The organism is Clostridium sp. AF34-13 (assembly GCF_003477845.1).
GTDB classification, from domain to species: domain Bacteria; phylum Bacillota; class Clostridia; order Lachnospirales; family Lachnospiraceae; genus Butyribacter; species Butyribacter intestini.
The window spans coordinates 136,523-152,171 of record NZ_QUEB01000009.1; the positions used below are offsets into that span (position 1 = coordinate 136,523).

Annotated in this window: 12 protein-coding genes; 11 read left to right on the forward strand and 1 reads right to left on the reverse strand. The window is 34.9% G+C overall.

The window, feature by feature from the left end; genetic code table 11:
• Positions 1 to 118: 118 nt before the first annotated feature.
• The 8 genes from DWZ63_RS09280 (at position 119) to DWZ63_RS09315 (ending at position 11,411) form a co-directional block, all read left to right on the forward strand.
• A complete protein-coding gene (locus tag DWZ63_RS09280) occupies positions 119 to 1,870 on the forward strand; it encodes an NPCBM/NEW2 domain-containing protein (RefSeq protein WP_182431479.1) in 1,752 nt (583 codons plus the stop codon).
• Positions 1,871 to 2,131: 261 nt separating this feature from the next.
• Positions 2,132 to 3,235, forward strand: coding sequence for a hypothetical protein (locus DWZ63_RS09285; RefSeq protein WP_055944374.1), 1,104 nt, complete (start codon positions 2,132 to 2,134; stop codon positions 3,233 to 3,235).
• A gap of 23 nt (positions 3,236 to 3,258) precedes the next feature.
• Entirely contained in the window at positions 3,259 to 5,085 is a 1,827-nt protein-coding gene (locus DWZ63_RS09290) for a DUF4139 domain-containing protein (RefSeq protein WP_118499639.1), read from the forward strand.
• A 339-nt stretch (positions 5,086 to 5,424) separates the two neighbouring features.
• Positions 5,425 to 6,489, forward strand: coding sequence for a hypothetical protein (locus DWZ63_RS09295; protein ID WP_118499641.1), 1,065 nt, complete (start codon positions 5,425 to 5,427; stop codon positions 6,487 to 6,489).
• Positions 6,490 to 6,683: 194 nt separating this feature from the next.
• Positions 6,684 to 8,873 carry a DUF6273 domain-containing protein gene (locus DWZ63_RS09300; RefSeq protein ID WP_118499643.1) on the forward strand — a complete coding sequence of 730 codons (2,190 nt, stop codon included), beginning with the start codon at positions 6,684 to 6,686 and terminating at the stop codon, positions 8,871 to 8,873.
• Positions 8,874 to 9,137: 264 nt separating this feature from the next.
• Complete coding sequence (locus DWZ63_RS09305; protein WP_118499645.1) at positions 9,138 to 10,256, forward strand: CHAP domain-containing protein; 1,119 nt, start codon at positions 9,138 to 9,140, stop codon at positions 10,254 to 10,256.
• A gap of 130 nt (positions 10,257 to 10,386) precedes the next feature.
• Positions 10,387 to 10,782, forward strand: coding sequence for a DUF2752 domain-containing protein (locus tag DWZ63_RS09310; protein ID WP_243020557.1), 396 nt, complete (start codon positions 10,387 to 10,389; stop codon positions 10,780 to 10,782).
• A gap of 17 nt (positions 10,783 to 10,799) precedes the next feature.
• A complete protein-coding gene (locus DWZ63_RS09315; RefSeq protein WP_055944355.1) occupies positions 10,800 to 11,411 on the forward strand; it encodes a DUF4234 domain-containing protein in 612 nt (203 codons plus the stop codon).
• A gap of 26 nt (positions 11,412 to 11,437) precedes the next feature.
• Here DWZ63_RS09315 and DWZ63_RS15555 read toward each other — a convergent pair whose 3' ends face one another.
• A complete protein-coding gene (locus DWZ63_RS15555; RefSeq protein ID WP_147353216.1) occupies positions 11,438 to 11,593 on the reverse strand; it encodes an AraC family transcriptional regulator in 156 nt (51 codons plus the stop codon).
• 292 nt (positions 11,594 to 11,885) lie between these two features.
• On the opposite strand from DWZ63_RS15555, the gene DWZ63_RS09320 reads away from it, so the two are divergent.
• From DWZ63_RS09320 to clpB, 3 genes are all read left to right on the forward strand, one after another.
• A complete protein-coding gene (locus DWZ63_RS09320) occupies positions 11,886 to 12,194 on the forward strand; it encodes a type II toxin-antitoxin system RelB/DinJ family antitoxin (RefSeq protein ID WP_028087852.1) in 309 nt (102 codons plus the stop codon).
• A complete protein-coding gene (locus DWZ63_RS09325) occupies positions 12,191 to 12,451 on the forward strand; it encodes a type II toxin-antitoxin system RelE/ParE family toxin (protein ID WP_330672436.1) in 261 nt (86 codons plus the stop codon). The genes DWZ63_RS09320 and DWZ63_RS09325 overlap by 4 nt, the downstream gene beginning before the upstream one ends.
• Positions 12,452 to 12,893: 442 nt before the next feature.
• Positions 12,894 to 15,476: an ATP-dependent chaperone ClpB gene (gene clpB, locus DWZ63_RS09335; RefSeq protein ID WP_118499651.1), complete on the forward strand. Its 2,583-nt coding sequence runs from the start codon at positions 12,894 to 12,896 to the stop codon at positions 15,474 to 15,476.
• Positions 15,477 to 15,649: the final 173 nt, after the last annotated feature.

Below are 15,649 nucleotides of genomic sequence, written 5' to 3' on the forward strand. Positions count from 1 at the left end.
GAAAGTATAAATATTTGAAATCTAAGATAAAAATTTAGTAAACAAGATTTTTGTTGAAGTAAAGTTTTTTATATTGAATAAAGTAATTTATAAAAGAGAAAGAGAGGATATGAATTATATGAAGAAAAGTATCAAATTAAATATATTAGTTGTTGTTTGTATGGTTTCTATATTATTTGGAAACTTAAATTTGAAAAATGTTGATGCAAAAAAGCATATAACGTTAAGTAAAAAGTCTGTTACATTGAAAAAAGGAAAGACGATAAAAGTAAGATTGATTGGAGCAGCAACAAAAAAAGTAAAATGGCGTAGTTTGAATAAGCGTGTAGCAGTAGTAAAAAATGGAAAAATTATGGCAAAGAATGTAGGCAATACTGCTGTTGTTGCTAAATATAAAAATAAAAATTATAGATGTAGTGTAAAAGTGGTTAGAAACAAAATTGTTATAGTACCGACAGAAAAACCACAATCAACACATAAACCAGAGCCTACGACGGAACCAACATATAGGCCAGAGCCGACAGTAGAACCAACACGAGAAACAGAGCCTACGAATAAACCACAAGAAAATGAAAAAACAAATGATACAGAACTAGAACCATATCAAACATATGGGGCAGCGGAATATAATAAGTCGTTGCAGATGGCAGGATATGTTTACCAAAATTCAGTGGTTTATAACATATATAGCAGTAGCAATGGAAATAGTAACTATGTATTATATAATTTAGATAATAAATATGATAAATTATCATTTACATACGGTCATTATGATGGAAAGTATAGAGATGATTGTATATTATTGGTATATGGAGATGGAAAATTATTAGCACAATATACTGATTTGAAAGCAGAAATGATGCCACGGAATGTCACAATAGATGTAAGTGGTGTATCACAGTTAAAAATAGACTGTCAAATAGCATCAGGATATGCGGGTTTGTCAGGAACATATGGATTGTCAAATATAAAGTTTCATGAGAAAAATTCAAATGAAGCAGTGGACATATCTACGGGAACAAGGGTGGTTGATATATCAGAACCATATCAAACATATGGAGCAGTAGAATATAATAAATCAGTACAGATGGCGGGATATATGTACCAGAATTCAGTGGTATATAATATATATAGCAGTAGTAATGGAAATAGCAATTCTGTAATATATAATTTAGATAATAAATGCGATAAGTTATCATTTACATACGGTCATTATGATGGAAAGTATAGAGATGATTGTATATTACTGGTATATGGAGATGGAAAATTATTAGCACAATATACTGATTTGAAAGCAGAAATGATGCCACAAAATGTGACAATAGATGTAAGTGGTGTATCACAGTTAAAAATAGACTGTCAAATAGCATCAGGATATGCGGGATTGTCAGGAACATATGGATTGTCAAATATAAAATTTCATGAGAAAAATTCAAGTGAGCTGGTCAGTATATCTACTGGAACAAGAGTGGTAGACATATCAGAACCATATCAAACATATGGGGCAGTGGAATATAATAAATCAGTGCAGATGGCGGGATATATGTATCAGAATTCAGTGGTATATAATATATATAGCAGTAGCAATGGAAATAGCAATTCTGTAATATATAATTTAGACAATAAATGTAATATGTTATCATTTACATATGGTCATTGTGATGATAAATATAAAGACGATTGTATATTATTGATATATGGAGATGGAAAATTATTAGCACAATATACTGATTTAAAAGCAGAAATGATACCTAAGAATGTGACAATAGATGTAAGTGGTGTATCACAGTTAAAAATAGATTGTCAGATAGCATCAGAATATGCGGGATTATCAGGAACATATGCTTTAGTAAATTTAAATATTAGATAATTAAAAATTGTAATATTTTTGTTTGGATATTTGAAAATATAATTATATTATGTGCTAAAAATTACATTTTTATTGACAAAAGTTACAATTAAATATTTTTCAAAAAAGACTTTGTTATATTAAATTAGGAATAATAGTTTAATATACAAAGTCTTTACTTTTTTTACGCAAAGGTAAAACTCGGATGGAACAAATAAATTTGTTTCATCCGAGCGAATCAGCGAGATATTTAATTTACAAGATACAAGGAGGAATTACTATATGAGAAAAAGATTTTTATGTATTATATGTTGTAGTATGCTTGCATTTTCAGGATGTGGTGTGGGTAGTTCAGTTGTAAATAGTGGAAATTATGAAAGTAAAAATCAAAGTAATACTATTGAAAAATTTAAGGGATTGTGGATTAGTGATTTAGGAGAGAATGATATTTTTATTAACAAGGATGGAAAAATGTCACGAGGTATTGCTTATTCAGGAGATTTTGATTTTGAGGGAAATGTTATAAAGTTTGAACTTAAGAATAGTAAAATATTTGTAGATAATGGAATATATTTTACGATTAAAAAAGGCAAATTGACTAGGTATGAAAACAATAGTATAGCCGGTACATACACTGCCGGAGAGAGTTTGGATAAGATTAGTTCTAGTATACATTTTTTGAATAATAAAGAGAGTACATGGGAAAAAGGAGTATTTGCTTATAGTGATTTAACTTTTAAGAATTCAGAAAATCAGGATGAAGATTATTATGACGAGGACTCACAGATATATGATGTGCAGAGCAAATATCTAAAAGCCATACAGGATTATTCCGGTACAGAGCTAAATGACCTGACACCTGATAAAAATATTGAAAATTTTGAATATCCTGAAGATGAAAGCAGTATGCAAAAAGAGCTTAATGAATTGAAAAAAACATTGCAGGAAGTGTATGGAAGTAATGTTGAGATAAGTTTTGAACAAAGCAGTTTTGAAGAATTTGATGTTCAGAAATTAAACAATGCTTTAAGTGAAGATGATGATGAAGATGGCGGAGATGTTGATACAATAGAAACATTGAACAAAACAATGAAAGATGTTGTAGAAACGGGCTGTAATTTGCAGAGATGTATAAAGTCAGATATGACATTTAGAATGAGCGGTGACAAAGGAGAGGATACCCAAACAGTTGCATCATATATTTATGAAGTTGATGGTGAGTATTATATGGATACATATGCTTTTGATAAATTATTACAAGGTCAGAAAATGGCACTTGAGGAGAAGCAGAGTGGAAATAGTGATTATAGTACGGCTGATTTAAATCTTGACCAATATGACGGTGAAGACTTAAATTACTCATCATTGTTATTAGACCAGAGATAATAAAAATAAGGAGGGTAAACAACATGAATTTAAGAAGATGTAAAAAGGGACATTTTTACAATGCGGAACAGTTTCTTAAGTGTCCATATTGTGCCGGAATAATGGAGTTTAAAGGTGACAACGATAATGATGATGATGACGAGGATACAGTAAATCCATTTATTGATGAGGAATTAGACATAGAAGATGAGGGCAATACAGAGGTTGAAACTCCGGTGAAAATTTTAGATAAAGAATATGACGCTGTAAAAACAGGGTTAATGCCTGAATATGAAATGGATATGGGAATGGGAGTACCCAATTGGGGCAGTACGGATTACCTTATTAATGACACTGATTGCATTGCTGAGATGGAATATGCGGATGTGAAAATTTTCAGAAATAGAGCTAAAATTTTGAAAAGGGGAAAGTTTGTGCCAAAAAATCAGAGAACAAATGTCCTTATCGAATTAAGTGATGCTACGAGAAATGTTAATGTAAGAACTTCAAAAGGTTTGCTTTGTTATTCTAAATCGGAAGTAAGGTGTATGAAACAGCCAGCCGGGCTGCCAAGTGATGAAGAATTGGCAAGGAAGCAAAAACAAAATAATTTGTTTAGCCGATATGAGCTGGTTAAGAAAATGCAGAAAGATATTTTAGAGTCTGATTTTACAGATAAAACGCAGGAAGAGTGTGACAAAATTGAAAAAATGTATGCTAACCTTTTGGATGAAGCAAATCAACTGGTGAATAGTATAAATAAACTTGCTCATAACATGGATGATGAAGATGAATGTAGCGATTGTTCTGATAAGTATGCAGGAAAACGGATGTTAATATTGGATATGATAGCTGAACCTGGAGGAGAATATTTCATAGAAATTGGATATGAAACATTTGGAATTTCATGGGAGCCATATTATAAAATTGATGTTAAATCAGATGAACCATATGCCACAATGACTATGTTTGCAAAAATTAATAATCAAAAGTCTGATGAAAGGTTTGATAATGTAAAAATTACTTTATCAAGTGGAATTAATACATATGAGTATAATCTTCTTGAAGATGCATTAGATACGCAATATATAAAGAAAATGCAAGATGCAGGAGATACATTCAGTCTATATACTGATGATTTTGGTGTGGATAAGCAGGAGGAAATGACGGCATTACCGGCAAATGATTCCGGGGAAAGAAGAAGGGGGCATGGAATTAAAGAAGATATGCTTGAAATGACTCCGGTAAATGTAAGAGAAAACAATTCTGATATATTACATGAATTTGAATTACCGTGGAAAATGACATTACTTCCAAAATGTGAAAATGAGGTTGCGGTCTGGCAGAAAAAAATAGAGATATTTAAAAATTATTTTGCAATTCCAAGAAAAGGACAAAATGAATATTTTTATGTTGATGTTAAAGGTTTGAAAGAATATGATATGATTTCAGGCTGGCTTGACATATATCTTGATTCTGATTATGTACGCAGATGTTTCCTGAATGTTGACAAGGCAGAAAATTTAAAGATTGATTTGGGCAGCGTTAAAGGAGTAAAAATCAACAGCAGGAAAGTGGCAGATGAAGTGAGCAGCAAAAAGCTGCAGGGAAAAATAATAAGAAGATATAAATATATATTTGAGGTCACAAATAATCTGCAATGCACAATAGCACTTCGACTTTATGACAGGATACCGGTTTCACAGGTGGATGGAGTAGAAGTTATGTTGAACAGAATTGACGATGTTGTACTTGATGAAGCTACAGGCAAATGCACATGGGATATAAAAGTTAAACCGTTGTCTGTTAAAGAGATTGCTTTTGAATATGCGATAACATATCCGGCAAAGGAAAAATTTGTTATTGAATAATATATAAGGGGTTAAAACAAGCGTTATTTTTTAATAAAAGTTAAGAAGAAAAACAATAATTATAATAAAACAAGCAATAAATAATAAGTGCTAAAAGTTACATTATTATTGCTAAAAAATACAATTAAATAAATTATTAAAAGACTTTGTTATACTTAAATCAAGATAAAGGATTGGTAAACAAAGTCTTTATTTTATATAAGCAAACAGCAAAGCGGATTGAGAATACCGTTGATACCAACAAGAGGTAAGGGTATAGCAGCTACGCATAGCAAGGCTTATATAATATGCAAAATGACATGATATTTTTTTATTAAAAAGAAAGGACAGGTGGTTTTTATGAAGAAGTTTATGAGAGAAAATTTAAAATTTATTTGTTTGGCACTTATTATTTTAGCAGGTTCATTTGCTATAGGAACTAATGTAAAAAAGGCAGGAGCAGCAACCAGAAAATGTTATACGATTAATACTTCAAATACCAGAGTGTATTCAAATACAGGATTAACAAGAGGATATGGATGGATATATCCAACCGATCAGGTAACAGTTATTACGGTAACAGGAAGATATTCCAAGGTATCATATCCGGCAGGTAACAGAACAAAGACAGGATATATTTCAACAGGTGCGATACTTACGGCAACAGGTGGAACAACATACACATCCCGTGGAAAATTTAATACATATAAAAGAGATGGCGGTAGTTACTATGGTTATGTTTCAGCAAATGACAGAGTTATGGTATTAGGCACAAGAGGTGGTTATACACAGATAAAATATCCGGTTTCAGGAGGATTTAAGTATGCCTTTGCAACTACTTCAGATGTTAATAATTATCTGAAAGGTGGAGCAGAAAATAACAATGTAAACAACAATGTCAACAGCAACAATAATACCACACAGACAAATACAGGTACATACAGTATTTCAGGAAATCTGCTTACAGTTAATGGAGTAGCAATGACTGATTACAGAATTGGCGGCAAATATACAAACAGTTACTATGCAAAAGTAAACGGAAAAAAGGTTTATATGGCAGGAAGCCAGTGCTGCGGATATGCGAGATATATAGCATATAAATTGTACGGATGCCATGATAAGAGTGCAACGGGAAAGTTTAAAGATGTATCAGGTCGTGTTGCACCGGGAAAATTAACGGCACAGAAAATGAAAGCTGCCGTAACTGCCGCAGGTGTAGGTGCTCACATCAGAACAAGTAACAGAATAGGTCAGAGTAAACATTCAATGTCAATAATAGCTGTTACGGATTCAGGTTTTACGGTAACTGATGCAAATTCAGACGGAAAAAATACTATAAAAGTAACGACTTATACATGGAGTTCATATGTGAGCAGTAAATATGGAAAAAGAGGATTGTACTATATCAAAAAATATGTTGGATAAAAATATGGGAATTTAGATAATGGCTTAAGTCTGACATTGTTAAAAATATTACAAAATCCTGCTTTATTTTACAAAAAAATTGATAATAATTACATTGTAATTTATAAGGAAAAATATCTGTTAAAATAAGAGAGTAGAACTGTTTTAGCAGATATTTTTTATTTGAATTTATTTTAGAAATGAGGTGCTATAATATGAAAATTAATAGAATTAAAAAATTATTAGTATCAGTTTTGGTATGTTCTATGGCTTTCGGAAATATATCATATATTCCTACAATGGCTAAGGAAAATGTTCAGAATTATGGTTTGAACAATCCCACAACGGACAGCAGCGGAGTATCGACTTGGGATTGCATATATTTCGGAAATTACTGGCAGAATGATACAAACGGAGACGGGGTAGCAGATGAGAATGATGCAAAGCAGCCGATAAAGTGGCGTGTGCTGTCAGTAAACGGTGACGATGCGTTTATACTTGCAGACCAGAACCTTGATGCAAAAGCGTATAATGAAACTAGAACAGATGTTACATGGGAAAACAGCACAATAAGAAGCTGGCTTAATGGATATGATGCGTCAGTAAATAAGGATAAAAAAAGTTTTATAAGTGACAATTTCTTAGACAATGCGTTTTCAGTGGCAGAGCAGAGTGCTATAAAGATGACTTATGTGGTAAATGAAGATAATCCATATTCTGGAATAGATGGAGGAAATAATACAGAGGATAAAGTATATCTGTTGTCAGTTTCTGAGGCAAGCAATATATTATATGGTTTTAACAGCAATTATCAAACTGACAGTAAAACAAGAGAAGTTAAGAATACGGAATATGCTAAACAATGCGGGGCATGGACAAGTACTGATAATTCATATTCTAGCAATGGAAATTGGTGGCTGCGTACGCCGGGGGGAGCGGGGTACAGTGCGTCGTTTGTAGGGTACAACGGCTACGGCTGCTACAACTCTGGTGATGTGAACTTTACGGTTGAGGCTGTGCGTCCCGCTTTGCATATAAATTTGTCAAATATTAATTTATGGTCTTATGCAGGAACAGTCGCATCAGATGGGACGGTAACAGATGCCACAAAAGGTAATATGGATAGATTTAATGTTGGATTTAACTATGTATCAGATGATAAATGGACTGAGGATACATGGGAATATAAAAATGTTGATGTTATAGGTGATGGAAGTTATTCTATAAGTTATGAAGCAGAAAGTGATACTGATAATATATTTTTAATGATACTTTCAACGAATTTATACAAGGGAGCCTTAAATTATGATTTTAAACTTGTGCCTACTTATGTGACAGTCGGAGCAGATAAGTATAAAGTAAATGCTGAGGGGGGATGGTCTTTTGCAGGGTCAAGTGATGAATATAGTTATAGATATAATATTAAAAATATATATAAAGGACCGGTTAAGGATGATTGTTTAACACTTGTTGACAGCACAAAAACATCTATTGATGGTCTGGGTGTCTGTCCTGTTAAAAAAGGCGATATTATAAAAGTATATTTCACTGTAACAGGGATGAATAAATATAATACAAATGCAAATGATATGCCAACAGGTGTTGCAACAGAAACACCATCTGTGCCAACAAAAACACCGACTTGTGCCACAACATCACCGGCAATAACAGCAAGTCCGAGTCCGACACCTACGGCAATGCAAAGTCCGACACCAACAGTAAAGCCGACACCAAGTCCTACGGCAACGCCAAGCCCTGCACCGACTGTGATGCCGACCAAAAGTCCTACAGCGACACCGATACCTACGGCTAAAATAACTGTACCACCGACGCAGACTCCGACAGAAAGTCCGGATGATGACAAAGAGGATGCTCAGATTTATGCAAAGAGTTCGGTGACTAAGCATATAGGAAACTCAAAGTTTTATATTGATGAGGGAGTGACCGGCACCGGGGAGGTTACTTATTTATGTTCAAATAAAAAAGTTGTAACCGTAAGTAGAGAGGGGCTTGTCAGTATAAAAGGATGTGGAAAAGCAACTATAACCATAATTGTTGATGAGGCAGACGAATATTATGGTAAGGAGAAGAATGTAAAAGTTACCGTATTGCCGGGAAAGGTTTCCAAATTTAAAGTAAAGGCTTTATCCGGAGGGAAAATAAATTGTACATGGAAGAAACAAAAATATAATAATGTTAAATGCCAGATACAGGCAGCAAATAATTCAAAGTTTAAAAAATCAATGTCATCAAAGACATATCCTTACCTGAAAAACGGAAAGTGGACAGGAAAAGGGCTTAAGAGAAAGAAAACTTTTTATTTTAGAATAAGAGAAGTTGCAAAGATAGGCGGAAAAACATATACTGGTGCATGGAGCTCGGTAAGAAAAGTAAAAATTAAATAAAAGACTTGTCAAAAATTACATTATTTTTGATAAAAAGAGCATTATAAATTTTTGAATAAAGACTTTGTTATACTAAATTCAAGTTAAGGAATTGGTAGGCAAAGTCTTTATTTTATATGAGCAGGCAGTAAGCCGGATTGCGGCTATCCTTAACGCTAACAAACAAAAGGTCAGTAAGAATATATGAAAAGACCGGAAACACTTATATGATATGCAAAAGAGCGTGATATATTCTTATAAAAAAAGAAAGGACAGGTGGTTTTTATGAAGAAGTTTATGAGAGAAAATTTAAAATTTATTTGTTTTGCACTTATTATTTTGGCAGGTTCTTTTATAGCAGGGACAAATACAAAAAAAGCGGGAGCAGCAACCAGAAAATGTTATACGATAAATACCTCTAATACGAGAGTGTATTCTAATACTGCATTAACAAGAGGATATGGCTGGATATATGCGACCGATGAGATTAAAGTTATTACTGTTACCGGAAAGTATTCAAAAGTGACATATCCGATTGCAAAAAACAGGACAAAAACGGGATATATTGCTACTAACAGGATTTTGACGGCTACCGGTGGAAGTACATATAAATCAAATGGCAGATTTAATACATACAGAAGAAACGGTGGAAAATATTATGGTTATGTCGCAAAAAATGATAATGTTATGATATTAGGAACTAAAGGGAATTATACACAGATAAAATATCCGGTATCAGGCGGTTATAAGTATGCGTTTGCGTTAAGCAGTGATGTTGAAAATAATCTGAAATCCAAGCAGCAGTCAACGGTGTCACAAAATCCGCAAATCCAACAGCCGTCTGCCCCAAATGGAAATGTTCAACAGAATATATACAATCTTGCGGTTACTTCAGTGGGAACAGCGGGACGCTTTTATCAGAAATGGTATGGAGCAAGTTATCTTACACCATATTGCGTTATCTATGCCGATTATATTGCAAGAACGGCAATGGCAAATGCAGGATATTCAAATAGTAAGATAAATTCAATAGTACCAAAATATGCGTCTACATCATTGTGGGCTAAAGATTATAATGCATTAGGAAGATACCACAGTTTTGCGTCATGGTATAATTCAGGAACAGGTGTAAGCATGAATAAAAATTCAACAGTAAATGATTACACACCAAATGTTGGGGATTTTGCGGCGATTGATAATGATGAAGATATAACACCAGATCATACAGGCATAGTGATAGCAGTAAATGGAAATTCATTGACAATGGCAGAGGGAAATACAGGCATTGGGACTAATGCCACAAGGAAAGTAAAAATATATACATATTATAAATCATCTTCATATTGGTATCGTTCAGATTTTAAGAGAGCACATATTATGGGATTTACAAATCCTGCTTACTGATGTGAAAGTGTCAAAAGTTACAAAATATTTGCTAAAAATTACAAAATATAACAGACAGTAACATATAATGTAAAATGTTGATTAATAAATACTGATTTGGGCTGGTATGGCAATGATGGTAAAAAGTTTAATGAAAGAAAAAAGAGGAATGATTTCAGCTATTGTGGCAGTTGTTATTTTATATATTTTTTTGGAATGTTTTGGGATAACCTGCCCGATTAAATTTATCACGGGAGTATCCTGTGCAGGCTGTGGTATGTCGAGAGCATGGTTAGCCTGTCTGAGATTTGATTTTAAAAAGGCATTCTATTATCATCCATTATTTATTTTTCCACCGTGCATGGTTTGTGTCTTTCTTATGAGAAACAAAATAAATGCAGTAATATATAAAGTATTTACAGGTTTTGTTTTGTTGTTATTTTGTGCAGTATATCTGTATAGAATGATAGCCGGAAATAATGATATTGTGGTTTTTGAACCACAGCATAATATTATATTTCAAATTTTAAAAATAATCAAAAAATGAAAATGAGGAGGAATGATATGTATTGTAAAAATTGCGGAAAACCGATTCCTGATAATACAAAGTTTTGTCCATATTGTGGGACGCAGTTTTCATCGGCGGAGTCGTTTTCAAAGGCTGCAAATGATATGTTTAATTCTACTGAAAAAGAATTGGGAAGTGCAATCAATGAGGTGCGTCAGAGTTTTAATGGTTCGAATCCAAATTCAGGGCAGGGATATTATAACGGAGAGAAATTAAAAGACGACAGAGGATTGATTTCATACATACTTCTTAACCTTATAACTTGTGGCATTTATGGTTACTATTTTCTATATAAAATGGCACATGATGTAAATATCGCTTGCGAAGGTGACGGTCAGAGTACGGCAGGATTAGTGCAGTTTATCGTATTATCATTTATAACCTGTGGTATATATTCATGGTATTGGTATTACAAACTTGGAAACAGACTTGCAGCAAATGCACCTAAATATGGAATGAATTTTCAGGAAAATGGTACGACGGTTTTATTATGGCTTCTTTTTGGATTGCTTTTGTGCGGAATAGGTCCATTTATCGCAATGTATATATTGATAAAAAATTCAAATATGATATGTAATGCTTATAATAGAGCTCACGGATTTTATTAATGATAATAGGAGAGGATGATAATTTTTCACCCTCTCCTAAATTCTTTAGGTGATACCACATATGTCTGTTTAAACATTCTTGAAAAATAGTTACTGCTTTGGAAACCTGATTCAATGGAAGATTTTGTTTCGCAGCATCTTGAAAGATATGTGACAAGTATCTGAAATAAGGCAGTTACCATAGTGTGTCTGCCGGGTGTCAGATTGTTATATTCCTTATATAGTTCGCCGATAAGTGATTCGACTCTCTCAAATTCTTTAAAATTTAATCTAAGAAAATTATCTATTTTACAAATGGTGGTTATCAGCTTGGTGTAGTTGAAGCAGATTCTCCGGCTGCTCCGTTTGGGATTTAAGCGTGAGTTTTCAAAACTTATCGGATTATTGGAGCGTAAAATTAGTATTGCTATTGTGCGGACATTTGCATATGATAAAGATAGATGGAAACACTACTCACGAAAGGAGATGTTTTATATGGCTACAAAATCAGCAAATTTATATGCAAGGATTGAACCAGATGTTAAAGAAAAAGCAGAAAGTATCCTGTCTACACTTGGTATCCCTGCTTCCAGTGCTATCAATATGTTTTATAAACAGATTATCTTACAGAGAGGACTTCCGTTTGAAGTGAAAATACCATCTGCAAGACCTGTTGACATCAGCACATTATCAGAAGCAGAGTTCAATGAAGAATTGGAGAAAGGATATGCGGATATGCAGGCTGGACGGACAAAAAATGCGAAGAAAGCCTTTGCTGACATTCGCAAGGATTATGGCTTATGATATATGAAGTAGAAGTATCCGAACAGGCTGACAGTGATTTGAGAGGGATTTTTGAATATATTGCTTTTGAATTACAATCGCCGGAAAATGCAAGCGGACAGCTTGACCGTCTGGAAGAACAGATATTAAGTCTGGATACGATGCCGGAGCGTTATCGAAAATATGAAAAAGAACCGTGGAAAAGCCGTGGACTTCGTGTATTACCAGTAGACAATTATGTGGTACTTTATATTCCAGACAGCGTAAAAAGGTTGTAACAATACTTAGAGTAATGTATGCCGGACGGGACATAGACAATCAGTTAAATCTCCATACAAAGCAATAAAGGATATGATTTAAAGCAGTCTTTCATTTATGATCGACTGCTTTTCCTCTGTTATCCACATCAAGATTAAGTCATATTTAACATGAGTGTCCACAATTAGAAGTAGTGATATTGCATTTACAATGGGTATGAAATCAAGAAAAAGTGTTGCAAACCCCGTAAAATCAGGGTTTGCAAAAAAAAATCTCAAAAGTTAGCACTCACCTCTTGACAGTGCTAACAATCAGTGCTATTATGTCTTGCAGATAAGAAAAATAAAGTTATTTGTTACTTATCTATAGATTTTTATATATTGGGACAAAATAATTATCAAGCTGTTAATGTCGCGGCAGATGTGAACAATAACGGCAATCTCACAGAGAGGGGGAGATTATATGAACATCAGTAAATTTACTCAGAAATCACAGGAAGTTGTTCAGGGATGCGAAAAAATCGCTATGGATTACGGTCATCAGGAGATGGGCGAGGAACATTTACTTGCATCTATGATGAAAGTTGATGACAGTCTTATAAGCAAGCTTATTGAGAAGATGGGTATTGAGCCTGAAGTATTTCTTGCACAGATAGATGGACTTTTAAATAAGCGTCCGAAAGTTACGGGCGGTGATATGCGTATCGACCGTTACCTTAATGAAACTCTTATTTATGCGGAAGACGAAGCTAAGCGTATGGGAGACGAGTATGTTTCAGTTGAGCATTTGTTCCTTAGTCTTCTCGCACATCCGAGCAGGGAAGTAAAGGCACTTTTTAAACAGTGCCAGATAACGAAAGAAAGATTTCTTCAGGTACTTTCACAGGTCAGGGGAAACCAGCGTGTGACAAGTGACAATCCTGAGGCAACTTATGATATACTTGAAAAATACGGAACTGACCTTGTCGAGAGGGCAAAAGAGGGAAAGATGGACCCTGTTATCGGCAGGGACAGCGAGATAAGAAATGTTATCCGTATTCTTTCGAGAAAAAATAAAAACAATCCGGTACTTATCGGTGAGCCGGGTGTCGGCAAAACGGCAGCAGTTGAGGGACTTGCACAGCGTATCGTGAGAGGCGATGTGCCGGGTGAACTTAAAGATAAGAAGATATTTGCTCTTGATATGGGAGCGCTTGTTGCAGGTGCAAAATACAGAGGCGAGTTTGAGGAAAGACTTAAGGCTGTTCTTGAGGAAGTAAAAAAGAGTGAGGGTCAGATAATCCTCTTTATCGACGAGCTGCACACGATAGTAGGTGCAGGAAAAACAGATGGTGCGATGGATGCAGGAAATATGCTTAAGCCTATGCTTGCAAGAGGTGAACTTCATTGTATAGGTGCGACGACACTTGATGAATATCGTATGTATATTGAAAAGGATGCCGCACTTGAAAGGCGTTTCCAGCCGGTTATGGTGAGTGAGCCGACTGTTGAAGATACGATTTCAATACTTCGTGGTCTTAAGGACAGATATGAAGTATATCACGGTGTAAAGATTACGGATGCCGCTCTTGTTGCAGCTGCAACGCTTTCAAACAGATATATTTCAGACAGATTTCTTCCTGACAAAGCAATAGACCTTGTCGATGAAGCCTGTGCGATGATTAAAACGGAGCTTGATTCACTTCCGGCAGAGCTTGATGAAGTACAGCGTAAAATAATGCAGATGGAGATTGAGGAAGCTGCACTTAAAAAGGAGACAGACCATATTTCCAAAGAGAGACTCGCAACGCTCCAGAAAGAACTTGCGGAACTTAAAGACAGCTTTAAGGCTCAGAAGTCAAAATGGGATCAGGAGAAATCTTCTGTCGATAAGGTTAATAAAGTGAAAGAACAGATTGATGCACTCCATACGGAAATGGACGCTGCAAAGAGAGAGTACAATCTTGAAAAACTTGCAGAACTACAATATGGCAGACTGCCTGAACTTGAAAAACAGCTTGAAATGGAAGAAGCAAAGGTAAAGAAAGAGGACAGGACACTTGTTCAGGAAAATGTCACAGATGATGAGATTGCTAAAATCGTGTCAAGATGGACGGGTATTCCTATTACAAAGCTGAATGAGGGCGAGAGAGAAAAGACACTTCATCTTGAGGAGGAACTTCACAAGAGAGTTATCGGTCAGGAGGAGGGTGTTAAACTTGTTTCAGAAGCAATCCTTCGTTCAAAGGCAGGTATCAAAGACCCTACAAAACCGATTGGTTCTTTCCTTTTCTTAGGTCCTACAGGTGTAGGTAAGACAGAGCTTGCAAAGACGCTTGCGGCAAGTCTTTTCGATGATGAGAGCAATATGGTTCGTATCGACATGAGTGAATACATGGAGAAATATTCAGTGTCAAGACTTATTGGAGCACCTCCGGGATATGTAGGATATGAGGAGGGCGGTCAGCTTACTGAGGCAGTTCGCAGAAAACCATATTCGGTAATACTTTTTGATGAGATTGAAAAGGCACATCCTGATGTATTTAATGTACTTTTACAAGTGCTTGATGACGGTCGTGTGACGGACTCGCAGGGAAGAACGGTAGACTTTAAAAATACCATTATCATTCTTACATCAAATATAGGTTCTTCTTATCTTCTTGATGGAATAGAGGAAGATGGAAGTATAAGTGATGAGGCAAGGGAACACGCAATGGCAGACTTAAGGGCAAGTTTCAGACCGGAGTTTCTTAACCGTCTCGATGAGATAGTAATGTTTAAGCCACTCACAAAGAACAACATTCAGGGTATTATTTCAATACTTATGGATGACTTAAATAAGCGTCTTGCAGACAAGGAACTTAAGGTTGAGCTTACCGAAGAGGCAGTTAAATATATTGCCGACAATGCGTATGAGCCTGCATTTGGTGCACGTCCGCTGAAGCGTTTCTTACAGAAAAATATTGAGACACTTCTTGCAAAAGAAATCCTCGGTGATAAGGTTCACACGGGTGATGTGATAACGATAGGTGTTTCGGGAGACGATTTTGTGGTAAGCACGAAGTAAAATAACACAATATAAAATGTTTGCTCGTGCAGGAGCTGATGTAAGCACAAAATATAATACAAGGGGTAAAATATATTTTGCACCCACGGCATAATAATATAAAATGAAAAAAGACATCTGTATCTTATGGTGCAGGTGTCTTTTTTCATTATGCACAAAAAAACTTGTGCAGA

Bases quoted from the DNA above. Each gene is read 5' to 3' on its own strand.
- DWZ63_RS09305 (WP_118499645.1), top strand. From the start codon at position 9,138: ATGAAGAAGTTTATGAGAGAAAATTTAAAATTTATTTGTTTTGCACTT.
- DWZ63_RS09285 (WP_055944374.1), top strand. From the start codon at position 2,132: ATGAGAAAAAGATTTTTATGTATTATATGTTGTAGTATGCTTGCATTT.
- DWZ63_RS09310 (WP_243020557.1), top strand. From the start codon at position 10,387: ATGAAAGAAAAAAGAGGAATGATTTCAGCTATTGTGGCAGTTGTTATT.
- DWZ63_RS15555 (WP_147353216.1), bottom strand. From the start codon at position 11,593: ATGGTAACTGCCTTATTTCAGATACTTGTCACATATCTTTCAAGATGC.
- DWZ63_RS09280 (WP_182431479.1), top strand. From the start codon at position 119: ATGAAGAAAAGTATCAAATTAAATATATTAGTTGTTGTTTGTATGGTT.
- DWZ63_RS09295 (WP_118499641.1), top strand. From the start codon at position 5,425: ATGAAGAAGTTTATGAGAGAAAATTTAAAATTTATTTGTTTGGCACTT.
- DWZ63_RS09320 (WP_028087852.1), top strand. From the start codon at position 11,886: ATGGCTACAAAATCAGCAAATTTATATGCAAGGATTGAACCAGATGTT.
- clpB (WP_118499651.1), top strand. From the start codon at position 12,894: ATGAACATCAGTAAATTTACTCAGAAATCACAGGAAGTTGTTCAGGGA.
- DWZ63_RS09290 (WP_118499639.1), top strand. From the start codon at position 3,259: ATGAATTTAAGAAGATGTAAAAAGGGACATTTTTACAATGCGGAACAG.
- DWZ63_RS09325 (WP_330672436.1), top strand. From the start codon at position 12,191: ATGATATATGAAGTAGAAGTATCCGAACAGGCTGACAGTGATTTGAGA.
- DWZ63_RS09315 (WP_055944355.1), top strand. From the start codon at position 10,800: ATGTATTGTAAAAATTGCGGAAAACCGATTCCTGATAATACAAAGTTT.
- DWZ63_RS09300 (WP_118499643.1), top strand. From the start codon at position 6,684: ATGAAAATTAATAGAATTAAAAAATTATTAGTATCAGTTTTGGTATGT.